Annotated in this window: 19 protein-coding genes; 5 read left to right on the plus strand and 14 right to left on the minus strand. The window is 70.8% G+C overall.

The features are described from left to right. The first annotated feature begins 147 nt into the window (after positions 1 to 147). Positions 148 to 1,416: an MFS transporter gene (locus DR046_RS01300; protein ID WP_167766833.1), complete on the plus strand. Its 1,269-nt coding sequence runs from the start codon at positions 148 to 150 to the stop codon at positions 1,414 to 1,416. Here the strand turns inward: DR046_RS01300 and DR046_RS01305 are convergent. The 4 genes from DR046_RS01305 to DR046_RS01320 all read right to left on the minus strand — a co-directional run bounded on the left by DR046_RS01305 (position 1,404) and on the right by DR046_RS01320 (position 8,785). Further along, positions 1,404 to 3,203, minus strand: coding sequence for an NAD(P)/FAD-dependent oxidoreductase (locus tag DR046_RS01305; protein WP_115379164.1), 1,800 nt, complete (start codon positions 3,201 to 3,203; stop codon positions 1,404 to 1,406). The genes DR046_RS01300 and DR046_RS01305 overlap by 13 nt on opposite strands. A 125-nt stretch (positions 3,204 to 3,328) precedes the next feature. Further along, complete coding sequence (locus DR046_RS01310; RefSeq protein WP_115379166.1) at positions 3,329 to 6,112, minus strand: DNA translocase FtsK; 2,784 nt, start codon at positions 6,110 to 6,112, stop codon at positions 3,329 to 3,331. A gap of 10 nt (positions 6,113 to 6,122) precedes the next feature. Continuing rightward, positions 6,123 to 7,313, minus strand: coding sequence for an aminotransferase class I/II-fold pyridoxal phosphate-dependent enzyme (locus tag DR046_RS01315; RefSeq protein WP_115379168.1), 1,191 nt, complete (start codon positions 7,311 to 7,313; stop codon positions 6,123 to 6,125). Between the two features lie 146 nt (positions 7,314 to 7,459). After that, entirely contained in the window at positions 7,460 to 8,785 is a 1,326-nt protein-coding gene (locus tag DR046_RS01320) for an amidase (protein ID WP_115379170.1), read from the minus strand. An 80-nt stretch (positions 8,786 to 8,865) separates the two neighbouring features. Here DR046_RS01320 and DR046_RS01325 point away from each other — a divergent pair, with 80 nt between their 5' ends. Further along, positions 8,866 to 10,074 carry an FAD-dependent monooxygenase gene (locus DR046_RS01325; RefSeq protein WP_115379172.1) on the plus strand — a complete coding sequence of 403 codons (1,209 nt, stop codon included), beginning with the start codon at positions 8,866 to 8,868 and terminating at the stop codon, positions 10,072 to 10,074. Between the two features lie 311 nt (positions 10,075 to 10,385). Here DR046_RS01325 and DR046_RS01330 read toward each other — a convergent pair whose 3' ends face one another. From DR046_RS01330 to DR046_RS01350, 5 genes are all read right to left on the minus strand, one after another. Next, entirely contained in the window at positions 10,386 to 10,568 is a 183-nt protein-coding gene (locus tag DR046_RS01330) for a Trm112 family protein (protein ID WP_115379174.1), read from the minus strand. Further along, a complete protein-coding gene (locus tag DR046_RS01335) occupies positions 10,565 to 11,209 on the minus strand; it encodes an LON peptidase substrate-binding domain-containing protein (RefSeq protein ID WP_115379176.1) in 645 nt (214 codons plus the stop codon). Before DR046_RS01335 ends, DR046_RS01330 begins: the two co-directional genes overlap by 4 nt. A 64-nt stretch (positions 11,210 to 11,273) precedes the next feature. Continuing rightward, positions 11,274 to 12,182, minus strand: coding sequence for a tetratricopeptide repeat protein (locus tag DR046_RS01340; RefSeq protein WP_115379177.1), 909 nt, complete (start codon positions 12,180 to 12,182; stop codon positions 11,274 to 11,276). 106 nt (positions 12,183 to 12,288) lie between these two features. Continuing rightward, positions 12,289 to 14,319, minus strand: coding sequence for a hypothetical protein (locus tag DR046_RS01345; RefSeq protein WP_135227237.1), 2,031 nt, complete (start codon positions 14,317 to 14,319; stop codon positions 12,289 to 12,291). Positions 14,320 to 14,453: 134 nt separating this feature from the next. Further along, entirely contained in the window at positions 14,454 to 15,242 is a 789-nt protein-coding gene (locus DR046_RS01350; protein WP_115379181.1) for an exodeoxyribonuclease III, read from the minus strand. A gap of 305 nt (positions 15,243 to 15,547) precedes the next feature. Between DR046_RS01350 and DR046_RS01355 the strand changes: the two genes are divergently transcribed. Next, positions 15,548 to 16,144 carry a LolA family protein gene (locus DR046_RS01355; RefSeq protein WP_115379183.1) on the plus strand — a complete coding sequence of 199 codons (597 nt, stop codon included), beginning with the start codon at positions 15,548 to 15,550 and terminating at the stop codon, positions 16,142 to 16,144. A 121-nt stretch (positions 16,145 to 16,265) separates the two neighbouring features. Here the strand turns inward: DR046_RS01355 and DR046_RS01360 are convergent, their stop codons facing one another. Continuing rightward, positions 16,266 to 16,862 carry an enoyl-CoA hydratase/isomerase family protein gene (locus DR046_RS01360; protein ID WP_115379185.1) on the minus strand — a complete coding sequence of 199 codons (597 nt, stop codon included), beginning with the start codon at positions 16,860 to 16,862 and terminating at the stop codon, positions 16,266 to 16,268. Beyond that, positions 16,859 to 17,611 (minus strand): SDR family oxidoreductase, encoded by a 753-nt coding sequence (locus DR046_RS01365; protein ID WP_115379187.1) that lies wholly within the window; start codon positions 17,609 to 17,611, stop codon positions 16,859 to 16,861. The genes DR046_RS01360 and DR046_RS01365 overlap by 4 nt, the downstream gene beginning before the upstream one ends. A gap of 73 nt (positions 17,612 to 17,684) precedes the next feature. Here DR046_RS01365 and DR046_RS01370 point away from each other — a divergent pair, with 73 nt between their 5' ends. Continuing rightward, positions 17,685 to 19,154: a DUF2125 domain-containing protein gene (locus tag DR046_RS01370; protein ID WP_115379189.1), complete on the plus strand. Its 1,470-nt coding sequence runs from the start codon at positions 17,685 to 17,687 to the stop codon at positions 19,152 to 19,154. A gap of 136 nt (positions 19,155 to 19,290) precedes the next feature. On the opposite strand, the gene DR046_RS01375 is transcribed toward DR046_RS01370, so the two are convergent. The 3 genes from DR046_RS01375 to fsa all read right to left on the minus strand — a co-directional run bounded on the left by DR046_RS01375 (position 19,291) and on the right by fsa (position 21,696). Next, positions 19,291 to 20,217 (minus strand): tyrosine recombinase XerC, encoded by a 927-nt coding sequence (locus tag DR046_RS01375; RefSeq protein WP_245190750.1) that lies wholly within the window; start codon positions 20,215 to 20,217, stop codon positions 19,291 to 19,293. Beyond that, positions 20,214 to 20,915 (minus strand): DUF484 family protein, encoded by a 702-nt coding sequence (locus tag DR046_RS24075; RefSeq protein WP_245190751.1) that lies wholly within the window; start codon positions 20,913 to 20,915, stop codon positions 20,214 to 20,216. The genes DR046_RS01375 and DR046_RS24075 overlap by 4 nt, the downstream gene beginning before the upstream one ends. A gap of 127 nt (positions 20,916 to 21,042) precedes the next feature. After that, positions 21,043 to 21,696, minus strand: a complete 654-nt coding sequence (fsa, locus tag DR046_RS01380; protein WP_115379191.1) for a fructose-6-phosphate aldolase — start codon at positions 21,694 to 21,696, stop codon at positions 21,043 to 21,045. 66 nt (positions 21,697 to 21,762) lie between these two features. Here fsa and DR046_RS01385 point away from each other — a divergent pair, with 66 nt between their 5' ends. Next, on the plus strand, positions 21,763 to 22,389 hold the full coding sequence (locus DR046_RS01385) for a LysE family translocator (RefSeq protein WP_115379193.1): 627 nt from the start codon (positions 21,763 to 21,765) through the stop codon (positions 22,387 to 22,389). Positions 22,390 to 22,450: the final 61 nt, after the last annotated feature.

Consider the following 22,450-nt stretch of genomic DNA (forward strand, 5'->3'; position numbering starts at 1 on the left):
GGCCGCCGTGGCCAGGCAAACGGATAGCACGGGATCGTGAAGCCCGGGCCGCGATCCGCCGGCGCGTCGCGGGACGCGTAACCCGATCCGCGGAACGCCCCTGATGCCCCTCGCGTTGGACCCTACCGACCGCGGAGGAGGACCATGATGCGCCCGGCATTCGTCGGCGACTCTCCGCTGCGCCGGACCGGGGGGCGGCGATCACCGGCGCTGCTGCGATGGCAGCGCCGAACGGCGGCGGTCGGCATCGGGGCGACCGCACTCGCCTTCGGTCCCGCGCGGCTGGCCTACGGCATGCTGCTGCCCTCGATCCGCGGCGATCTCTCCTTCTCCGCCGGTCAGGCGGGGCTGATCGCGTCCGGCGCCTTCGCTGGCTTCGCCGCGGCCCTGCTGGCGGCCTCGCTGCTGAGCCGCGTGGCGGGAGCGAAGCTGCCGATCCTGGTCGGCGGGCTCTGCGCCACGGGCGGCTGCGCCACGGTGGCGATGGCCGGAGGCGTCCCGACGCTCGCCACCGGCGTGATCGTCGCGGGGCTTTCCGCGGGGTTCTGCTGGACGCCGTTCAACGCCCTCGCGGGACGGCTGGTGCGGCGCAGCCGGCGGGACGGGCTGCTGTCGGTGGTCTCGACCGGCACGACGCTCGGGATCGCCGCGATGGGACTGGGCGCACTGGCGCTGGCCTGGACCGGCGCGGGCTGGCGCCTGGCCTGGTGGGCGACGGCCGCGGCGGCGGGGCTGGTGACTGCGCTCGCCTGCGCGCTGCTGCCGTCCACCGGGCGTCTGCGCCCGGAGCCCTCGCCGCATGCGAGACACCTGACCGCAGCCCATGTCGGCGCCCGCGTGCTGCGCCCGCAGGTCCGGCCGTTCCACGCGCTGGCCCTGGCCTTCGGCGCGGTCACGGGCGTCTTCTCGACCTTCGCCGTCGACCATGTCGCCGCGAGCGCCGAAAGCGGTCCGCTCCTCGTCGGCGGCCTCGTGTTCCTGTCCTACGGGATCTGGGGTGCGCTGGGCTTCGGCACCGCCAGGCTGGAAAGAAGGGTCGGGCTGCGCGCGGCGCTGGCGCTTTGCGTCGCGCTCGCGGGGCTGGGCTGCCTCGGGCCCGCGCTCTGGCCCGGCGCCTGGGCGGTGGTGCTGGCCGCGTCCGGGGCGATGGGGGCGAGCGTGATGATCTTCGCCGCCCTGCTCTCGGTGACGGCGCTGCGGCTGTTCCCCGCCCTGCCGGTGATCGGGCTGACGGCGCTGGTGCTGGCCATGTCCGTCGGGTCGATGGCCGGCCCGCCGCTGGCGGGGCTGCTGGCGGATTGGGCGGGGACGGGACCGGCGCTCGGGGCGGCCGCCCTGCTGGCAGGCGCGGCCCTCCCCCTCGCGCTGTCGGCCGCCGCAGACGGGCGCGGCGGCCGGTCGCGTCAGCTTCGGTGATGGACCTCCTGCAACCCGTAGACGGGGGTCGGAATCCCCTCCATCCGCGCCTTCAGCTGCAGGGCCAGGAACTGCGAATAGTGACGCGACTGGTGCAGGTTGCCGCCATGCATCCAGAGACCCTCCTGCTGGGTCGGCTTCCACATGTTGCGCTGCTCGCCCTCCCATGGACCCGGGTCCTTGGTCGTGTTCGAGCCGAGGCCCCAGACCTTGCCGATCCGGTCAGCCATCTCCTGCCCCATCAGGTCGGCGACCCAGCCGTTCATCGAGTTGTAGCCGGTCGCATAGACGATCAGGTCCGCTTCCAGCTTCGTGCCGTCGTCGAGCACCACGCCGTCCTCGACCACCTCGGCGACCTGCCCGCGCTTCAGCTTGATCTTGCCGTCGATGATGAGCTGGCTGGCGCCCACGTCGATGTAATAGCCCGATCCGCGGCGCAGGTACTTCATGAAGAGCCCGCTGTCGTCGTCGCCCCAGTCGAGCCAGAAGCCCGCCTTCTCCAGCCCCTCGTAGAACTCCGCGTCCTTCTCCTTCATCGCGGCATAGGCCGGGATCTGGAACTCGTGCAGGATGGCATAGGGCAGCGAGGCGAAGATCAGATCCGCCTTCTCGGTCGTCATCCCCGCCTTGACCGCCCGCTCGGAATAGAGGTCCCCCAGCCCGACCTCCATCAGCGTGTCCGACCGCACGATATGGGTCGAGCTGCGCTGGACCATGGTGACGTCCACGTCGTTCTCCCAGAGCGCGGCGCAGATGTCGTGGGCGGAGTTGTTCGAGCCGATGACGACCGCCTTCTTGCCCGCCCACCTGTCGGGCCCGTCATGCTCGGAGCTGTGCTGCTGCACGCCCTTGAAGCGGTCCATGCCGGGGAAGTCGGGCATCCGCTTCTTGCCCGACATGCCGGTCGCCATGACCAGCTGCTTGGGGCGAAGCGTCACCTCCTCGCCGTCGCGATCGACGACGAGCGTCCATTCCTTCGCGGTCTCGTCATAGGTCGCGGACTTCGCCGTCGTCTTGGTCCAGTAGTTCAGCTCCATGACCTTGGTGTACATCTCCAGCCAGTCGCCGATCTTGTCCTTGGGCGCGAAGACGGGCCAGTTCTCGGGGAACTTCAGGTAGGGCAGATGGTCGTACCAGACCGGGTCGTGCAGGCAGAGCGACTTGTAGCGGTTGCGCCAGCTGTCGCCGGGCCGCGCGTTGCGCTCGACGATGATGGTGGGCACGCCCAGTTGCCGCAGCCGCGCGCCCAGCGCGATGCCGCCCTGCCCGCCGCCGACGATCACGCAATAGGGCTGGGTCTCGTAGCCGAGGCTCGCGGCCTCGGCCTCCCGCTCCTCCTTCCAGGTGGGGCGGTTCTTCGCGGCGCCGTGCTTGGCGCCGAGCGGCCGGTTCTCGCCATGCGGCTCCTCATGGCCCTTCAGCTCGACCATGGTGGTGAGCAGGGTCCAGATCTTGCCGTCCTTCAGGCGCATCAGCCCGTAGCCGCGCGCGACCCCGGTCTCGAAGGCGATCCAGGCGGTGACGATGCCGCCGTCCTCGGTCGGCACCTCGCCGTCGGCCAGCCGCCAGCCGCCGGGCCTGGTGGCCGATAGCTGGCTCCGCAGCATGTCGGCGACCTGGTCGCGGCCCTCCATCGTGCGGATGTTCCAGGTGAAGGCGACGAGGTCGCGCCAATAGCAGGTTTCGGCGAACATCTCGGTCGCGGCCTTCACGTCGCCCTCCTCCAGGGCGCGGCCGAAGCCGTCGAGAAAGTCCTGGGTCTGGTCGGCAATCGTGGTGTCTAGCATGTCTGTCCTCCCGTACAGGAGACCAGCTTAACCGGAACCCGAGCCCTGTCGCCAAGACCATTCTTCCGTTGCGTCACCAGAAAGCCCGCGCCGGCGGCCGCTTGCCGCCGGCCCGCCGACAGGGGCTATGCCTCCGGCACGAGGATCTCGCGCTTGCCGACCTGGTTGGAGGCACCGACCACGCCGTTGTCCTCCATCTGCTCCACGAGGCGGGCGGCCTTGTTGTAGCCGATGCCCAGCTTGCGCTGGATGTAGGAGGTGGAGCACTTTCGGTCGCGCGCGACGATCGCCACCGCCTGGTCGTAGAGCGCGTCCTCGCCCCCCGTGTTGCCCCCCGTGAGGCCCAGAACCGCGTCGATATCGCCCGCCGCCTCGCCATCGGGACCGTCCAGGACGCTCGCCGCGTAGTCCGGCGGGCCGAAGGACTTCAGGTGGTTGACGATCTCCTCGACCTCCTCGTCCGAGCAGAACGGCCCGTGGATGCGCGTGATCTTGGAGCCGCCGGCCATGTAGAGCATGTCGCCCATGCCCAGAAGCTGCTCGGCCCCCATCTCGCCCAGGATGGTCCGCGAATCGATCTTCGACGTCACGTGGAAGCTGATCCGGGTCGGGAAGTTCGCCTTGATCGTACCGGTGATGACGTCGACCGACGGCCGCTGCGTCGCCATCACCAGATGGATACCGGAGGCCCGCGCCATCTGGGCGAGGCGCTGGATGCAGGCCTCGATCTCCTTGCCCGCGACCATCATCAGGTCGGCCATCTCGTCGACGATGACGACGATGTAGGGCATCTTCTCGGGCATCTCCTCCTCGGTCTCAAAGACCGGGTCGCCCGTCTCCTCGTCGAAGCCGGTCTGGATCGTCCGGGTGATCAGCTCGCCCTTGGCCAGCAGATCGGCCACACGGCCGTTGTAGCCGTCGATGTTACGCACGCCCATGCGCGACATCTTGCGGTAGCGTTCCTCCATCTCGCCGACGACCCATTTGAGCGCGACGACCGCCTTCTTCGGGTCGGTGACGACGGGGCTCAGCAGGTGCGGTATGCCGTCGTAGACGCTGAGTTCCAGCATCTTCGGGTCGATCATGATCATCCGGCAATCCTCGGGCCGCAGCTTGTAGAGCAGCGACAGGATCATGGTGTTGATGGCCACCGACTTGCCCGAGCCCGTGGTGCCCGCGATCAGCAGGTGGGGCATCTTGGCGAGATTGGCGATGATCGGCGCGCCGCCGATGTCCTTGCCCAGCGCCAGCGGCAGGGCCTGCGTGCCGTCGCCGTAGTCGCGCGCCGACAGGATCTCGCGCAGGACGACCCTCTCGCGCCGCTCGTTGGGAAGCTCAATGCCGATGACGCTGCGTCCCGGCACGGTCGAGACCCGGGCCGAGAGGGCCGACATCGACCGCGCGATGTCGTCGGCCAGCCCGATGACCCGGCTGGCCTTGAGGCCAGGCGCGGGCTCCAGCTCGTACATGGTGACGACCGGGCCGGGGCGGACCTGGGTGATCTCACCCTTGACGCCATAATCGTCGAGCACGGATTCCAGCATCCGCGCGTTCTCCTCCAGCGCTTCGTCGGAGAGAACGTGGCGCTCGACCGTCGCGGGATCGGCCAGCAGCGCGAGCGGCGGCATCTCGTAATCGTCCGAGGACCCGTCGAAGGGCAGGCCCGGCTGCGCCTCGGCCTTCGCGCGCTTCGACGGCGCGGGGGGCCTGGCGGCGGGCTGCACGACCTTGCGCGACACGGCGGGGCGGGCGGGCGCGGACTCTGGCGCCTCGATCAGGTCCTCGTCCTCCTCGTCCTCATCGTCGATCCGCGGCGCCACGCGGCGGGCGCCGAGCGACGGCTCGGCGCGGGGTGCGGCCTCAGGTGGGGGCGGCACGAAACCGGCCGCCGGCTCCGGCGCGTGGAGCCGAGGCTCGGGCCGCGCGTCGACCGGGGCGCTCGTGGCGGTCAGCTTCGGCTCGGCCCGGCCGGTCCCTGGCGCCGGGGCCTCGGGGACGCGGCTGCGGCGCACGCGGGATTCGACGGCCGAGGCGATGCGGGCGCGCACACGGTCGTCCTCGTCCGCAGGAAGACCCGGCTCCGCCTCGTCGGACGCCTGCGCCAGCGGTCCGGGGAAGCGCGGCAGCCAGGAGGAAAGCCGGCGCTTCGGCGCCTCGTCATCTTCGGGCTCTGCCGTCTCGCGCTCGGCGGCCTCGGCCTTGGCGGCGCGCCGGTCGCGCAGCGATACGGCCGTCCGCGCCGTGCCTGTGGCCGCACCGCGTGCCGCGGCGCCGGTCATCAGCCGGACGAGATACCAGGCCGACCCGAAGCCGTTCAGCACGAACACCACGCCCTGCGCGATGTCCTCCCGGGTGAAGCCCAGCACCCAGGCGCCGAAGCCGACGACCGCCGCCGCGAGCAGAAGAGTGAAGAGCCGGAGCCCCACCGCCGCATGGATCGGCAGGATGTTCAGGAGCGCCCCGGTCAGCGTCTCGCCAAACAGCCCGCCCATGCCGAAATCGTAGCTCCAGCCCGGCGAGGGCGTCATCGACGTGCAGTAGAGAGACAGCACCAGCGCCCAGAGCGCGACGAACAGCATCCGCGGCAGCGCCCGCTCCGCCCCCCAATGCGTGGCGAACCGCAGGCCCCAGGCGACCAGCCCGGCGGCCAGCGCATAGGCGCCGTAGCCCAGCCCGAAATAGAGCGTCGCCGCCACCGAGGCGCCCAGCAGGCCGAACCAGTTCTGCGCCGGCGCGTCGGTCGCGGCCAGCCAGTTCGGGTCGTCGGGATGCGACGACCAGAGCATCGCCGCCAGGACCAGCCCCAGCAGGACCATGACCACGCCCAGCCCCTCCCGGCCGCGCCGGGCCAGGGTGATCTGAAGGTTGCTGTCCAGAAGGGGATCGCGCTGTCGGACCTGGTACGCCATAGGGTCTCCGTCAGATGTAGAGGTGATCGCGCAGGCGGGTCAGCCCCGCCTCGACGTCGTCGAGCGGCGCCACCAACGCCACGCGCACGAAATGGGTGCCGGGATTTCCCCCGGCGGTGTCGCGGGCAAGATAGGCGCCGGGCAGGACCTTCACGCCCGCCTCGGTCCAGAGCCGCAGCGCCGCCGCCTCGCCGTCGCCCGTGGGGACCGGCAACCACAGGAAGAACCCCGCCTCGGGGATCGTGACGCCGGGGATGTCGCCCAGGATGCGTTCCGCCGCCGCGAACTTCGCGGCATAGAGCCTGCGGTTCTCGACCACGTGGGCCTCGTCGTCCCAGGCGGCGGCGGCGGCCATCTGCAGCGGCAGCGGCAGCGGCGCGCCGGAATAGTTGCGCAGCTGCTTCATCTGCCGGATGTTTCCCGGCCCCGACACCGCGAAGCCGGAGCGGAGCCCGGCGAGATTCGACCGCTTGGACAGCGAATGGAAGGCCACAACCCGCTCCGGGTCGGCGCCGGTGACGCGCACGGCCTCCAGCACGCCGGTCGGAGGCGCGCCGACATAGATCTCTGCATAGCATTCGTCGGCGAGGATCTTGAAGTCGTGCCGCTCGGCCAGCTCCAGCAGCCGCGACCAGTAGTCGAGCGAGGCCACCGCGCCCTGCGGGTTGGCGGGCGAGCAGACATAGACCTCGGCCGTACGGTCCAGCAGCGCCGGGTCCAGCGCGGAGAAGTCCGGCAGGTGCCCGGTCTCGGCGGTCGCGTCGACATAGACCGGCTCCGCCCCGACCGAGAGCGCGGCGACGGCATAGACCTGGTAGAACGGGTTGGGCGTCAGGATGGCGGGCACCTGCCCCGCCTTCCGCTCGGGACACAGCGCCATCGTCGTGTTGTAGAGCCCCTCGCGCGTGCCGTTCAGCACAAGGATGTCGGTCGCGGGGTCGGCGGCGTAGCCGTAGCGCCGGTCGAGCCAGCGGGCGCAGGCCTCCAGCAGTTCGGGCGCGCCGTCGTTCGGCGGGTAGCCACGGAAGCCGGCCGCGTGCTCGGCGATGACCTCGGCCACGAATCCCGGCGGGTCGTGGCGCGGATCGCCGATCGTCATCTCTACGGGCGCGTTCGAGCCCGGCGCCCGGTCGCCCAGAAGCCTGCGCAGCCGGGGGAACGCGTATTCGGGCAGTTCGGAGAACCGCTTCGGTAGTTTCATGCCTGATGCCTCGTGCGGGAACTCTGTCGGCCCCGTTCGGGGGCGATGATAGCCTCTTCGGGCGCGGCGGGTCCAATGGTCTGACGCGACCGCGCCACGTGTGTGTCTTTCGGGTCAAGTGTCTGGCGCAGCACGCGCCCTGCCCGTCACGTCAGCGCGCGCTCCATTGCCGCGCCGATCCTCAGCAGCCGCTCTTCCGCCATGGGCGGCGCCAGCGCCATCAGCCCGCAGGACGGCACGCCGGTCGGCAGCGTCAGTCCGCAGAGCCCCAGCACGTTGCCGACCCGCGTGTTGCGCAACGCCATCAGGTTCTCGCTGACGTAGTAATCGTCGTCCTCCTCCAGCCGGCGCCGGTCCGGCGGCAGGATCGCCGAGGTCGGCAGCAGGACGGCGTCGTATCCGGCGGTCTCGGCCAGATACTCGTCCTGGGCCGCCGCGCGGGCGCGATAGGCCGCCAGCACGTCCGAGGCCCTGGCGTCCCGGCCGGTGCGGAAACGTTCGAGGATGCGCGGATACATCTTGCCCGGCGCGGCCTCGATCGTCTCGCGCCAGATCGCATAGGCTTCCGGCGAGAACAGGAGCGGCGTCAGCGCCATCGCGCGGTTCGCGGGCTCCGAGACGCCGCGCTCGATTCGGGCGCCCGCGTCGGAGAGTCGGGCGAGCGCCGTCTCGAACGCCTCGCGCGGTGCGTCGCGGCTGGTTTCGGCATAGTCCTGCAGCACGAGGAACCGCCGCCCCGCCAGCGTCGCGCCGCGCAGGTCGGCGGCCCGGCCGCCCTCGATCAGCGCCAGCGCCAGCGCAGCGTCCTCGACCGTGCGGCAGAGCGGGCCGATCGTGTCCATGCTCTCGACCAGGGGCACGGCGCCGGTGACGTCGACCCGGTGCAGCGTCGTCTTCAGCCCGACCAGATCGTTCCAGGCCGCCGGGTTGCGGACCGAGCCCCCGGTGTCCGACCCTATGGCGATGGGCGCCAGCCCGAAGGCCACCGAGGCCGCCGCCCCCGAGGACGAGCCGCCCGGGACGAGGTCCGCGTCGTTGACGTTGGGCGGCGTCGCGGTGATCGGGTTCAGCCCCAGCCCGCTGAAGGCCAGCTCCGACATGTGGGTCTTGCCAAGGCAGACGCTGCCACCGAGGGTCGCGTTGGCCAGCACGGCCGCGTCGCGCGACGCCACCCGCTCCGCCAGCAGGGCCGAGCCCGAGGCGGTCACCTCGCCCGCGCAGTCGAACAGGTCCTTCCAGCTGACCGGCACCCCGTCGAGCGGCCCCCGGCGCAGGCCCAGCCGGGCCCGGCGGGCAGCGGCGGAGGCCTCGGCGCGGGCGCGGCCTTCGGTGACAGTGGTGAAGATCGCGTCGCGATGCGGATGGGCCGCGATGGCGGACAGAAACGTCTCGCACAGCGCCTCCGCATCGATCTCGCCCCGCGCGATGCCGCGCCCCAGTTCGGCGCCGCTCAGGGCCAGCCAGTCGTCCATCTTCGCCTCCGTGAATCTGGCGCAACGCTAGGGGCCTTGACCGCGTTGGACAATGGCAGGAACGAAGGCATATGTGCCCCATGGATACCGATCTTCTCATCGTCGGCGGCGGGCTGAACGGCCCCCTCGCCGCGCTCGCCCTCGCCCGCGAGGGGCTTCGCAGCATCGTCATCGACGCCCGCCCCCGGGAAGACTTCGACGGGGCCTTCGACGGGCGCAGCTATGCGGTGGCGCTTGGCTCGGTGCGGATGCTCCGCGCGCTCGATCTGTGGGACAGGCTGGCGCCGGATGCGCAGCCGATCACCGGCATCCGCGCCTCGGACGGGCGCGCGGGCGAGGGCGCGGCGGCCCTGCACCTCGCCTTCGACGCCGCAGAGATCGGCGAGCCCTTCATGGGCCAGATGATCGAGGACCGGCACCTGCGCCCCGCCCTGCTGGACGCCTGTGCCGCCGAGCCCCGCATCGAGATGCGCTTCGGCACGACCGTGATCGCGCAGGAGACGGAGGCCGCATCGGCGACCGTGACGCTCGGCGACGGCACGCGGCTCACCGGACGGCTGCTGCTCGGCTGCGACGGGCGAGGCTCGGGCGTGGCGGAGCGGGCGCGGATCGGGCGGGTCGGCGCGCGCTACGACCAGGCGGCGCTGGTCTGCGCGATCTCGCACGACCGCCCGCACGAGGGCGTGGCACACCAGTTCTTCATGCCCGCCGGCCCGCTGGCGATCCTGCCGCTTCGCGGCAATCGCTCCAGCATCGTCTGGACCGAGGCCGCCGGGACCGCCGCGAAGCTCAACGCCCTGCCCGAGGACGCCTATCTCGACATCCTGCGCCCCCGCGTGGGCGACTTCCTGGGCGAGATCGCCTTGACCGGCACGCGCTACTCCTATCCGCTGTCCTTAAGCCTCGCGCAGGATTTCGTCGCCCCGCGCGTGGCGCTGGTGGGCGACGCGGCGCACGGCATCCACCCGATCGCGGGCCAGGGCCTGAACCTCGGCTTCAAGGACATCGCCGCGCTTTCGGACGTTGTGCGCGAGGCCCGGCGGCGCGGCGAGGATATCGGCGCGCCGGACGTGCTGGCCCGCTACCAGCGCTGGCGCCGCTTCGACACGGCGGCGATGGGAGTCGCGACAGATGCGGTGAACCGTCTGTTCTCGAACGACAATCCGCTGCTGCGGCTGGGGCGCGACCTCGGCATGGGGCTGATCTCGGCCACGCCGATCGCCCGGAGAGCGTTCATCCGTCAGGCGGCCGGGCTCGCAGGGGAAGTGCCGCGACTCATGCAGGGGTAGAGACTCGCCTCGCGGACAGGGCCGACCGTCGGACTGTCCGACGCAGGCGATGATTTCCACCGCTCCTCGCAACCCGCAGCAGCGACAGGACGACACGGCGCCGGACCACAGGATCAAACCCAAGGGCCCTGCGGGGCGTCACCCTCTCGGGATCTCTTGCTTGGGGCCGGATCTTCGCGATGAAATCGCTTGATGCCGCAGCGCGGACGGGACTCCGGTAGACCCCGCCGAGTTCGAGCATCTTCGCGCCCACCGGCGGCCGAGGCCGCCCGCGTCGCCCCGTAAACCTTCGAACGGCGCCAAGCGGCCCCTCACTCCAGCCGGCGGGCCTCGTCGATCAGCATGATCGGGATGCCGCCGCGGATCGGATAGGCCAGTCCGGCGGATTTCGACACCAGTTCGTTGCGCTCCGCGTCCCAGGTGAGGGGGCCCTGGGTCCGGGGGCAGACCAGGGCCTCCAGCATGCGGCGGTCGTGCTCGGGCTCCTCGGTCATTGCGGCTTGCCCTCGGCAGCGCCGCCGCGCAGGGCGATCTCCATCAGCGTGACCACCGTCTCGCGGCGGGTGGCGAGGCTGGGCGCCTCGAGCAGGGCCTGCTTCTCTTCCTGCTCGAAGGGGCAGAGCATCGAGAGCGAGTTGAGCAGCAGTTCCTCCTCGGCGTCGCGCAGGGAGTCCCAGTCGGTTGAGAGATGCTGGCTCTCGAAATAGCGGCCGAGCAGGTCGAGGAAGGCGGAGCGGTCGAAGCCCGTGTCGACCTCGGGCTTGCCCAGGTCGCGCTCGAATCCGTCCCAGGAGATGTCGGCCTTCAGATAGGGCGCGAAGCCGCTGATCTCGCGCGTGATCCGGTAGCGCGACACCCCCGCGAGGGTGATCATGTAGCGCCCGTCCTCGGTCTCCGACAGCTGCGTCAGCCGCCCGGCGCAGCCGATCGTCTGCAGCGCCCGCCCGTCGCGGGCGGGCTGGGCGCGGGGCTGGACCATGCCGATCAGGCGATGCTCTGTCTTGAGGCAGTCGTCGATCATCTGCAGGTAGCGCGGCTCGAAGATGTGCAGCGGCAACCGCGCCCGCGGCAGCAGCAGGGCGCCGGGCAAGGGAAAGACGGGAATCGTCGGGGGAAGGTCGGTCGTTCGCATCATGCCGTGCAGGTAGGGCAGAACGCGCGGGCGAACAGGCCGCCCCCCGCGAAGTTCCGTCGCGCCCTCAGGCGAAGATCATCGAGGACAGGCGCCGCCGTCCGGCGAGCACCGCCGGGTCCTTCGGGCCGGCCGCGTCGAAGATGGTGAAGAGCTGCGTCCGCGCCGCACCCTCGTTCCACTCCCGGTCGCGGCGGAAGAGCTCCAGCAGCATGTCGATGGCGCCCTTGGTGTCGCCCGTCGCCTGAAGGGCCAGCGCGAGGTCGAAGCGCGCCTGGTGGTCGTCGGGATCCGCCTCGACCGCGGCGGTCAGCTCGGCCACCGGTCCCGCGCTCGCGGCCTGGCGGGCGAGCGCGAGCTGGGCGCGCGCCGCCTCCAGCTCGGGCGCAGAGGCAAGCCCGGCGGGCGCGCCGTCGAGAAGGGCCTGCGCCTCGTCCAGCTCGCCCAGCGCGACATGGGCGCGAGCCAACCCGCCCAGGGCGGCGGCGTTGTCGGGCGCCTCGTCAAGGATGGCGGCGAAGGTCTGGGCGGCATCGACGGCGGCGCCCTGCTCCAGCATCTCGTCGGCGGCGGCGACCGCCTCGGCGAGCGCGTCCGCCTCGGAGGTGTTGAGCGCGGCGACCCGGCCGACGAATTCCTTCACCTCGGCCTGGCTGATCGCGCCCTGGAAGCCATCGACAGGCTGGCCCTGCCAGAAGGCATAGACCGTCGGGATCGACTGGATGCGCAGCTGCGCCGCGATCTGCTGATTCCTGTCGACATCGACCTTGGCCATCTTCACCTTGCCGCCCTGCGCCTGCACGGCCGCCTCGAGTTGCGGCCCGAGCGTCTTGCAGGGCCCGCACCAGGGCGCCCAGAAGTCGACGATGACCGGGACCGTGCGGGAGGTCTCGACGACGTCCTGCATGAAGGTCCTCTCCTCGACGTCGAAGACGAGGTCGGAGGCTTGGGCTTGGGGCTGTCCGAGTTCGAGCATGGGGCGGGCTCCGCGGTCGGTAGGAAAGGACGTATGATCGATGGGTGATCCACGGGTGATCTAGGGGGGACGCGCGCTCGCCGCAAGCGAGCCGCGCCCCGGGATATCAAGCGAAGATCGCGTCGGAGGCCGAAAGGTCACCGCGCTGGATATCGATCAGGGTCAGCACGTCGCCCTCGCCGAAGTCGATCACGACGTCCGGGCCGGCCTGACGGACCTGCGCCTCGCGCAGCAGTTGGCCGGCGCCGCCGATCCCGTCGAAGCCGAACTCGACGCGGTCCTGGCCCGGCGTGAAGTCGGCGATCCTGTCCATCTCGTGGCCCTTGGTGAAAACGAAGATATCCGCCCCCTCGCCCCCGGTGAGCACGTCGTTCCCAATGCCACCATCGAGCCGGTCGTCGCCGCCAAGCCCGGTGATCCGGCCATCCCCGGCGCCACCGATCAGGACGTCGTCGCCCTCGGTTGGACCGGTAACGACGGAGATGGGCTGCGACCCTATGCGCTCCAGCGCGCCCTGGGCGTCGACGAAGCTGACCCGCACCGAAAGTTCGTTGCCGAGATCCTCCGCCGTGGCGCGGTAGCGGGGCATGAACGCGCCCGCGATCGGCTGCTCTCCGCGGAACCACTGGTAGAGGAACGCGTCTTCGGGGATGCCGTCCTTGTCGGTGATCTCGGGGCGGGCCGTCAGGGCGCGACCGACATAGGGCAGACCAGCGATCAGAATACTGCCTTCGGCGGGATCAGGCACGTTCTCGATCGTCGCGGCCGAGCCCCACGGGTCGTCCTGGTCGCGCAGGGAGACCCACTCGGTGCGGGTTTGCCCGGTCGCGATCTCGATGGTCGCAGCGACGGAGATCCTCTTGCCGACTTCCTCGGCGCCCGGGGTGAAGCGCAGGCCCGTGGCGCCCTCGATCGCCTCGGACCCGCCTCCCTCTTTGCTGCGGAACCACTGCAGGCTCGTGCTCTCGATGGCGTAGTTCGACTCGACGCTGCCGGATAGACGCAGGGTAGCCCCTTCGAGCGGATCTCCAGTGATCTCGCCCTTGGCCTCCAGGAACGGAAGCTCCTGCTGGGTGAAGATGCCTTCGTCCAATGTCTCGACGGGGACGGTGCGGAAGAAGACGTCCCTGTTCCCCGCGGGGCTGTCTGGCCAGGCAAACATGATCTCGTCTTCGGAGACAGCGACGACGGCGACGCGCGGTGCTGGAAGATCGGTCGTGGCGACCCTGAAATTGTCGCCGCGATGCCCGCCGTCCTCGTCGAAGAGCTGCGCGTGAACGCCGCCACCCACAGCCCAGGTCACGACGAAGCCGCCGTCCGGCAGGGCGACAACCGCGAAGTCACCGATACCCATCGTGCGGCTGTCCTCCACCACCGGGATGGCTACGGCATCGGGGTCGCTGGCGAAGCTGAGGTGGAGCGGCGCGTACTCGGGCGGGTTCCAGTACCTTTTCACGCCTCCTCCGTAAGGAGCCCCCGAAGGGGCCTGCAGCACCGTCGCGATCATGTCCCCATCCGCAAGCCGCGTGATTTCGTAATCGCGGAGACGGATATCGAGAGGGTATTCCGCGCCATAGTACCGCGTCGCGTAGTCGGGGGGCAGAAATCCGAACTGGACCACTGCCGATGTCTCGAATGACGAGTTCCCCCCCGGGACCAGGACATCGTTCGTGTCGAAGCGTGTATGGAATTTCTGGCCGCTCGCGACCGCAGTCACGCTGAAGCCGCTAGAGGAAGTCCCGATCGAGTTATCCTCGTATCGGCCCTGCGAGGCTGGACGCGAATCCAGCGCCACCACGGGGGAAAGTGCAGTCCCCGAATCGGAGAGGCGCTGCCCCATGATGTTGTCGATCCGGCGACCATTCGCATCGCGCGTCTCGGCGAGCCAGGTCATCATCAGCGACCCGTCGCTCAGCTCCGCCGCTTCGGTATCGCGAGCCCGGCTCCAGTCTCCCTCCGGGCGATATTCCGGCCCAAGGGATCCGTCGGCCTCGCGAATGCGCAGGACCACGTCGAACGCGCCGTCCGGACGGCGGGACTGGTAGCCGATGGCGATGCGCCCGTCCGACAGCGCGGTCAGGGACGGGTTGCCGTCGTCACGGGGATTGGGGGCGTTCGCCACGGTGGGAGATGTCATCGCAGGTCCTTTCTCTAAATAGGTTACAAGAGATTAACCCATCAAAGTTAGGAGGTTATGAGACCCGGCTGAGTACGTGTCCACCCCGGACGTCGAGACAGCGACCGCGGCGGCGCCCTTCCCGGGCTTCGCGGTCAGAGGTCGAACGTCGCCATCACCGGGACGTGGTCCGACGGCCTGTCCCAGCCGCGCGCGTCGCGGAGGATGCGCGAGGAATGGGCCGCGTTCGCGATGTCGGGCGTGGCCCAGATATGGTCCAGCCGGCGGCCCCTGTCAGCGGCGGACCAGTCCCTGGCGCGGTAGGACCACCAGGAATACAGGTTGCCCTCCGGGAGGTCCTGCCGGGTCACGTCGACCCAGGCGCCGGCCTCCTGCGTCTCGCCCAGGGCCGCGACCTCGACCGGCGTATGGGAGACGACCTTCAGCATCTGCTTGTGCGACCAGACGTCGTCCTCGCGCGGCGCGATGTTGAGGTCGCCGACGAGGATCGCGCGGCGCGGGGCCTCGGCCCGGAAGCCGTCGCGCATCGAGGCGAGGTAGTCGAGCTTCTGCCCGAACTTCTCGTTGACCTCCCGGTCGGGCACGTCGCCGCCGGCGGGGACGTAGAAGTTGTGGATCACGGTCCCGTCCTCGAGCTGCGCCGCGACGTGGCGGGCATGGCCGAGCGCGGCGTGGTCATGGGCCCCGACCTCGCGCAGGGGCAGCTTCGACAGGATGGCGACGCCGTTGTAGCCCTTCTGCCCGCGCGCGACCATGTGGCGGTAGCCCAGCGCCTCGAAGGCCGCGCGGGGGATCAGCTCGACCGGGGCCTTGCATTCCTGAAGGCAGAGCACGTCCGGCCCCTCGTCGGTCAGCAGGCGATGGACCAGCGCCTCGCGCAGGCGGACGGAGTTGATGTTCCATGTGGCGAGAGTGAAGGGCATCGGCGGCTCCGGCTTGACTGTCCCGCTTCTGGCAGGCCGGGGGCGCGGGGACCACCCTCGCCGTCGGGTCTGCTCGTGAACGGGCCGCGATGGACGGCATTCGCATAAAATTGTCCCGGCCTTCCTGTGGCCGAAAATACTCCGGGGGAGTCGCCGCAGGCGACGGGGGCGGAGCCCCCTCCCCGCCGCGGGCGGGTCCGAGGTCCTACGGCTGTCGCCGCCTGACGACGGCACGTCATCGCATGACGACGAGACTTCGCGCATCCCGGCCCTTATATCCCCCGGACACGACGTCAGGAGCTTCCATGCGCACCTTCGCCATTCTCGCCTTCGCCCTCACCACGCTGGCCCTGCCCGCGCAGGCCGAGATCTCCATCAGCGAGATCGGCCGCTACCTCAACAGCTTCCGGACCGCCAAGGCGGAGTTCACGCAGGTGAACCCGGACGGCACGATCTCGACCGGGGACCTGTCGCTGCGCCGTCCCGGGCGGGCGCGGTTCGACTACGACGCGCCCAACAAGTCGCTCGTCATCGCCGGCGGCGGACAGGTCGCGGTGTTCGATCCTGTGTCGAACACCCCGCCCGAGCAGTACCCGCTGTCGCAGACGCCGCTGTCGCTGATCCTCGCGGACAGTGTCAACCTGAACTCCGGCATGGTCGTGGGCCATGGCGGGGATGCGACGCAGACCTCGATCACGCTGCAGGACCCGCAGAACCCGCAATACGGCAACATCCAGCTGGTCTTCACCCCCTCGCCCACGACCCTGCGGCAATGGGTGATCACCGACGACACCGGGTCGCAGACGACCGTCATCCTCGGCGACATGCAGGCCGGTGCCTCGCTGGGCAGCGGGCTGTTCAACATCCCGCTGGAGATGCAGCGGCGCGGTCTGTCGAACTGACGCACGGCGCCTTTGGGCGGGGGCGGAGGGGGCTCTGCCCCCGCTCGCTTCGCTCGCCCCCCCGGCATATTTGCGGAGCATCGAAGGGCAGGCCGCCGGGCCGGCCGGACCGCCCGCCCTGTCAGGGCACCATCGCCTTGATCGCCGCGACTTGATCGGGCTGCCCGACTGCCAGCTGGCGCGCTGCCTCCAGCGGATCGGGGACGATGCGGTCGACGAGGCCGAAGGCCAGCGCCTCGGAGGCATCGAGCCGGGCGCCCGCGGCGAGGATCAGCTTGGCGCGGGCCGGGCCGACCAGCGCGGCGAGGCGGGCCGGGTCCGAGGGCTGCGGCAGGTAGCCGAGCTTCGCGACCGGGTAGAAGAAATGGGCCTGGGGGACCGACAGGCGCAGGTCGCAGGCCAGCGCCATGCCGAAGGCCCCGCCCGCGAGCGTCCCGTTGAGCGCCGCGACGGTCAGGCAGGGCCGCGCCGCGATGGCGCCGGACAGCCGTTCCCAGAGAGGGGAGGTGGCGAGGCCGGCCTTCGCCTCCGCGAGGTCGGCGCCGGCGCTGAACACCTTCCCGCCGGCGCCGGTCAGGATCAGCAGGCCCGTCTCTGGGCCAAGGCCCAGGACGTGGTCGCCCAGGGTCTCCAGCATGGCGGCGGTCAGCGAGTTGGCCTTGTCCGGGCGGTCGATGGTCAGGACCAGGGTGGCGCCGTCCCGCTCGGCCCGGATCACGCGGCGAGCCCGATCCGGGCGCGCAGCGCCTCGTCGCGCAGGCTGAGCTCGGTGCCGCGCAGGTCGTCGGCCTCGGGCGAGCACATCCAGACCAGCGCCTTCGCGGGCCAGTCGGCGGGGATGTGATCCTCCCACTCCAGCTGGGCGACGGGGCCGACGCCGGAGGCCTTGATCTCGCGCTGCATCTGGGTGGCGACCGTGCCGGGCGAGAGGCCCATTATGCGCAGCGTCTCGCCGTATTCGGCATGGGCCGCCTCGGTCAGCATCTTCGCGCCCGCCTTCGAGGTGCAATAGGCCGACCAGCCCGCCAGCGCCCGATGCGCGGCGCCCGACGAGATGGTGATGATCGTCCCGCCGCCCTGCTCCGCCATCACCGGGATCGCAGCGCGCATGCCGTGGTAGACCCCCTTCAGGTTCACGTCGATCAGCCGCGTCCAGGCGGCGGGATCGGTCTCGGCCAGGCCGCCGATCGGGTCGATCATCCCGGCATTGTTGATGAGCACGTCGAGCGAGCCATAGGTGTCGAGCGTGACCTGCACGGCCCGGGACATCTCGGTCCAGCCGGCGACGTCGCAGGGGATGGCCAGCGCCCGCTTGCCGATCTCGCCGGCGATGTCGGCGATTTCCAGTGTGGAGCGGGCCAGCAGCACGACATTCGCGCCCGCCCCGGCGAAGGCGCGGGCGGCGGCGGCGCCGATGCCGCGCGAGGCGCCGGTGACGAGCACGGTCTTGGACGTGAGGTCGGTCATGATTGCCTCCGGTTGACCCCGGATGCGGGGCCGGGGATGGTGGGTTCAAGCATTCGATACAGAAAGGTTCACCATGCCGAAACATGCGATTGCGGCCGGGGCGGCGCTTGCCCTCGCCGCCGGACCCGCAGCGGCCGATTTGTCGGCCGAGCAGGTCTGGGCCGACTGGCAGGAGGTCTATGCCGCGATGGGCAGCACGCTCACGGCGGCGAGCGAGACCTATGCGGACGGGCGGCTGACGCTGACCGGGCTCTCGACCGCCGCGTCCTTTGGCGGGATCGAGACCAGCACGCGCTACGGCGACATCGCCCTGGTCGAGCGGGAGGACGGAACCCTCGCCATCGAGATCCCCGCCCGGCTGGAGATCGTGACCGAGACCACGGCTGCGGGCGAGCCGTTGCCCCAGACCCAGACCATCGTCATGGAGTCCGAGGGGCTGGAGGTCATCGCGCGCGAGGAAGGCGCGGGCCGGGTCTACGATTTCGACGCCGAGGAGGTCGTCTACAGCTTCTCGGACGACAGCGAGGAGGTGCCGGTCACCGGCAGCGCGACGATCACCGGCTTCGACAGCACCCTGAACAGCACCGGCGAGGGCCAGACCGTGCAGCTCGACCAGGATCTCTCGGCGGCGACGGTGCTCCTGTCGATCGCGGGCGCCGGGCCGGACCCGTTCGACATGACCTATGCGCTGACGGACGTGCAGTCGGAATCCTCGGGCACCGTCGACCTGACGGCCGCGCCCGAGACGGCGTCGCTGTCGCAGATGGGGCTCATGTTCGACGGCAGTGCGACCCATGGGGGCAGCGCGACGACGCTGACCGTCTCCTCCTCGGAGTCGGGGCCCTTCTCGCTGACCGGCAGCTCCGAGAGCGGGCGCATCGGCTTCGCGCTCGGCGCCGACAGCCTGACCTACGACCTGTCCTCGACCGCGGCGAAGATGGCGGTGCAGCTGGCGGCCTTCCCGGTCCCGATCACCGGATCGCTGGAGGAGTTCGGAGCGGGCTTCCGCCTGCCCGTCGGCGCCTCGGAGGAGCCGAAGCCCTTCGGCCTGACGCTGTCGCTGCGCGACCTCGTGCTGGACGACGCGCTCTGGTCGCTGTTCGACCCGACGGGTCAGTTGCCGCGCGATCCGGCGACGCTGCTGCTGGACCTGTCCGGCACGGCGCTGATGCGGGCCGACATCTTCGGCGACCCTGAGGCGATGGCGACGCTGTCCGGCCCCCCGGGAGAGCTGCGGAGCCTCGACCTGACGACCCTGCGCGTCGCGCTGGCGGGGGCGGAGCTGACCGGCGAGGGCGCAGTGACCTTCCCCAATCCGGGCGTCGTGCCGCAGCCGGTGGGCCAGGTCACGCTGGCGCTGAGCGGCGGGCTCGCGCTGATCGACCGGCTGGTGGCGCTGGGCTTCGTGCCGCCGCAGCAGGCGGCGATGGCCAAGGGCATGGTCGGCATGGTGGCCGAGACCGTCGGCGAGGACCAGCTGCGCTCGGTCATCGAGTTCACCGAGGGCGGCGGGATCACCGCGAACGGCGTGCCGCTGCAATAGGCGTTGGGGGGCGCTCTGCCCCCCGCTCGGGTCGCGGGGCTTCGCCCGCTTCAGGCGGGATCGGTCTGCAGGACCGGTCCCGAGACGCCGCTTCCCCCCACCGGGGCGGGTGCGGCGAGAGGAGGAGCCGGCGGCTTCAGCGCCCGTGCGGGTGCGCCTTGGCATAGGCCTCCATAAGGTGGACCGCGTCGACCGCCGTGTAGGCCTGGGTCGTGGACAGCGAGGCATGGCCCAGAAGCTCCTGGATGGCGCGGAGGTCGCCGCCGGCTTCCAGCAGATGGGTGGCGAAGCTGTGCCGCAGGGCGTGGGGCGTGGCCGTCGAGGGCAGGCCCAGCTGCATTCGCGCCCGCGCCACCGTCTCTGCCACGATGCCGGGGTTGAGCGCGCCGCCGCGCACGCCGCGGAAGAGCGGCGCCTCGGGCGACAGGTCGAAGGGACAGAGCGCGACGTAGCGGTCCACCGCCTTCCGGGCGGCGGGCAGCACGGGGACCAGCCGCTCCTTCCCGCCCTTGCCGCGGATGCGCAGCATCTCGGGCAGGGGCGCCTCGCGCCCCGTCAGCCCCAGCCCCTCGGAAATGCGCAGCCCGCAGCCGTAGAGAACCGTGACGACGGCGACGTCGCGCGCGGCGACCCAGGGGGTCTGATGCTGCAGCGCGACGGTCTCGATCAGGTCCTTGGCGGCAGGCGCGGCCAGCGGGCGCGGCAGCGGCTTGCGGAACCGCGGCGGGCGGGCGGAGAGGATGGCCGTCGGATCGAAGCCCTCGCGCTCGCAGAGCCAGCGGATGAAGCTTTTCACCGCCGAGAGGCGGCGCGCGACCGAGCGGGCGCCGGTGCCGCGCATCCGCTCGGCGGCCATCCACGACCGCATCTCGGGCGTGCCGATCCGTCCGATCTCGGCCAGGCCCATCGGGCCGCCGCGATGGCCGGCCTGGAAGGCGAGGAAGGCGGTCACGTCATGCCCGTAGGCGGTGCAGGTGGCCGGGGCCGCCCCGTCGAGCGCGCGCAGGTGGTCGAGCCAGGCCTGCAGCGCGTCGCGGGCGCCGGGGCTGATCTCGACGGTCACGCCAGGTGGCGGCGGGCCAGCCGCTCGAACACGCCGCAGAGGAAGGCGGTGAGCTCGGTGCCCTGGTTGGCGCGGAACTGGTGCGGGTCCTCGGAGCCGAAGGCGAGCATCGCGCCGAGGCCCCCGGTGCCGAGGTCGAGCCGGAGCAGCGCCTCGGAGCGGATCCAGTCGGCGGCCTCGCCGAAGACCTCGGGCGCGGCGTCGTGGCACTGGCGCAGCGTCACGGTGCGCAGCGGCACGTCGCGGCCATGGGCGACGTAGCCCTTCACGAAGCCGCGCGGCGCGACCGAGACGGCCGCGTGCGGCGCCGGGTCGGCTTCGTCGTCCGCCTCGAGCACGAGGCGGATGCAGGCGACCCGCAGGATGTCGCGCAGCTGGCCATCGAGCAGGTCGAGGATCTCGGCGAAGGTGTCGCATTCCAGCAGCAGCAGCACGCAGCGGTTGATCTGGTTGGTGCCGGCCAGGTTCTCGTAGGCGGCGGCGATGACCGAGCGGTGGGTGTCCTCCAGCCGGTCGAGCCGCGCCTCCAGCCGCTCCATCGCGATGCCGCGCAGATCGACGATGTTCTTGCCCATCGCGCGTTCGTTGGCGGCGATCAGGGCCCGCATCAGGTCGCGGTCGTCGAGGATCATCTCCGGGTCGGTCAGGATCCGGTCACGCCAATCCTGCACCTCCGCGCGTGCGGTGGTCTGTGTCATCGCTGCCCCTTCCGGTCTTTTGCCGATTGAAAGCGGGGTAGCATGACCGCCCGCCCCCGGAAGGCGAAAACCGGGGCGCGGGCGGAGATTGTCGGGCGGGTGTGGCGAAGCGATCCGCCCGCCGGCCTCAGACGATCCTGATGCCGGCCTGCTGGGCGTCCTTGACGAACTGGTCCAGCCCCGCCTGCGTCAGCGGGTGCTTGATCATGTCCTGGATGACCTTCGGCGGGGCGGTGGCCACGTCGGCGCCGATCAGCGCGGCTTCCTTCATGTGGTTGGCCGAGCGGATCGAGGCGGCCAGGATCTCGGTCTGGATGTCGTAGTTGTCGTAGATCTCGCGGATGTCGCGGATCAGGTCCATGCCGTCGACATTGATGTCGTCGAGCCGCCCGATGAAGGGCGAGACATAGCTCGCCCCGGCCTTCGCCGCGAGCAGCGCCTGGTTGGCGGAAAAGCACAGCGTCACGTTCACCGCCGTGCCCGCGTCCGACAGAAGCTTGCACACGCGCAGCCCGGCCCAGGTCATCGGGACCTTGACGCAGACATTGTCGGCGATGCTGGCGAGGTGCTCGCCTTCCTTGAGCATCTGGTCGAAGTCGATGGCGACGACCTCGGCGCTGACCGGCCCGTCGACGAGATCGCAGATCTCCTTCGTGGCCTCGAGGATGTCGCGACCCGACTTCAGGATGAGCGAAGGATTCGTGGTCACGCCATCGACCATGCCGAGGTCGTTCAACTCGCGGATGGCGTCGATATCGGCGGTGTCTACGAAGAATTTCATGGCGTCCTCGGGGCTGATGCGATCTGCTCGCTGTCTAGCGCTAACGGACCCGCAGGACAAACCGATATGGACCTTCCCCTCTGGCTCGCCTTCGTCGCCGCCTCGGCCGCCCTGCTCGCCATCCCGGGTCCGACGATCCTGCTGGTGATGAGCTATGCGCTGAGCCAGGGCCGCCGGGTCGCGGTCGCCTCGGCCGCCGGGGTGGCACTGGGCGATGCGGTGGCGATGACCGCCTCGCTCGCCGGGCTGGGGGCGCTGGTGCTGGCCTCGGCCACGCTGTTCACGGTGCTGAAATGGGTCGGCGCGGGGTATCTGATCTGGATGGGGTGGAAGCTCTGGCGCTCCGCCGGGGGGCTGGCCCTGGGCGACGTGGACCCGGCGCAGGTCGGCGGGCGCGCGGTGTTCTGGCACGCCGCTGTCGTCACGGCGCTCAACCCCAAGAGCATCGTGTTCTTCATCGCCTTCGTGCCGCAGTTCGTGGATGCGGGCGCGCCGCTCGGGCCGCAGTTCGCGGTTCTGATCGTGACCTTCGTGACGCTGGCGGTGGTCAACGTGCTGATCTACGCGCTGCTGGCGTCGCGGTTGCGCGACGGGCTGCGGCGGCCCTCGGTCCTGCGGGCGATGGGACGCGCGGGGGGCGCGGCGCTGATGGGGATGGGCGTCCTGACGGCGTTCACCCGGCGCAGCGCCTGAGGCCGGGGACGCCGCGGGCCGACCCGCGGCTGGCCTCCGGTCGACCGGAGGCCTTTCCTGC

The sequence above is a fragment of the Jannaschia formosa genome (genome assembly GCF_003340555.1).
Lineage (GTDB): Bacteria > Pseudomonadota > Alphaproteobacteria > Rhodobacterales > Rhodobacteraceae > Jannaschia > Jannaschia formosa.

Bases quoted from the DNA above. Each gene is read 5' to 3' on its own strand.
- DR046_RS01300 (WP_167766833.1), top strand. From the start codon at position 148: ATGCGCCCGGCATTCGTCGGCGACTCTCCGCTGCGCCGGACCGGGGGG.
- DR046_RS01305 (WP_115379164.1), bottom strand. From the start codon at position 3,203: ATGCTAGACACCACGATTGCCGACCAGACCCAGGACTTTCTCGACGGC.
- DR046_RS01310 (WP_115379166.1), bottom strand. From the start codon at position 6,112: ATGGCGTACCAGGTCCGACAGCGCGATCCCCTTCTGGACAGCAACCTT.
- DR046_RS01315 (WP_115379168.1), bottom strand. From the start codon at position 7,313: ATGAAACTACCGAAGCGGTTCTCCGAACTGCCCGAATACGCGTTCCCC.
- DR046_RS01320 (WP_115379170.1), bottom strand. From the start codon at position 8,785: ATGGACGACTGGCTGGCCCTGAGCGGCGCCGAACTGGGGCGCGGCATC.
- DR046_RS01325 (WP_115379172.1), top strand. From the start codon at position 8,866: ATGGATACCGATCTTCTCATCGTCGGCGGCGGGCTGAACGGCCCCCTC.
- DR046_RS01330 (WP_115379174.1), bottom strand. From the start codon at position 10,568: ATGACCGAGGAGCCCGAGCACGACCGCCGCATGCTGGAGGCCCTGGTC.
- DR046_RS01335 (WP_115379176.1), bottom strand. From the start codon at position 11,209: ATGATGCGAACGACCGACCTTCCCCCGACGATTCCCGTCTTTCCCTTG.
- DR046_RS01340 (WP_115379177.1), bottom strand. From the start codon at position 12,182: ATGCTCGAACTCGGACAGCCCCAAGCCCAAGCCTCCGACCTCGTCTTC.
- DR046_RS01345 (WP_135227237.1), bottom strand. From the start codon at position 14,319: ATGACATCTCCCACCGTGGCGAACGCCCCCAATCCCCGTGACGACGGC.
- DR046_RS01350 (WP_115379181.1), bottom strand. From the start codon at position 15,242: ATGCCCTTCACTCTCGCCACATGGAACATCAACTCCGTCCGCCTGCGC.
- DR046_RS01355 (WP_115379183.1), top strand. From the start codon at position 15,548: ATGCGCACCTTCGCCATTCTCGCCTTCGCCCTCACCACGCTGGCCCTG.
- DR046_RS01365 (WP_115379187.1), bottom strand. From the start codon at position 17,611: ATGACCGACCTCACGTCCAAGACCGTGCTCGTCACCGGCGCCTCGCGC.
- DR046_RS01370 (WP_115379189.1), top strand. From the start codon at position 17,685: ATGCCGAAACATGCGATTGCGGCCGGGGCGGCGCTTGCCCTCGCCGCC.
- DR046_RS24075 (WP_245190751.1), bottom strand. From the start codon at position 20,915: ATGACACAGACCACCGCACGCGCGGAGGTGCAGGATTGGCGTGACCGG.
- fsa (WP_115379191.1), bottom strand. From the start codon at position 21,696: ATGAAATTCTTCGTAGACACCGCCGATATCGACGCCATCCGCGAGTTG.
- DR046_RS01385 (WP_115379193.1), top strand. From the start codon at position 21,763: ATGGACCTTCCCCTCTGGCTCGCCTTCGTCGCCGCCTCGGCCGCCCTG.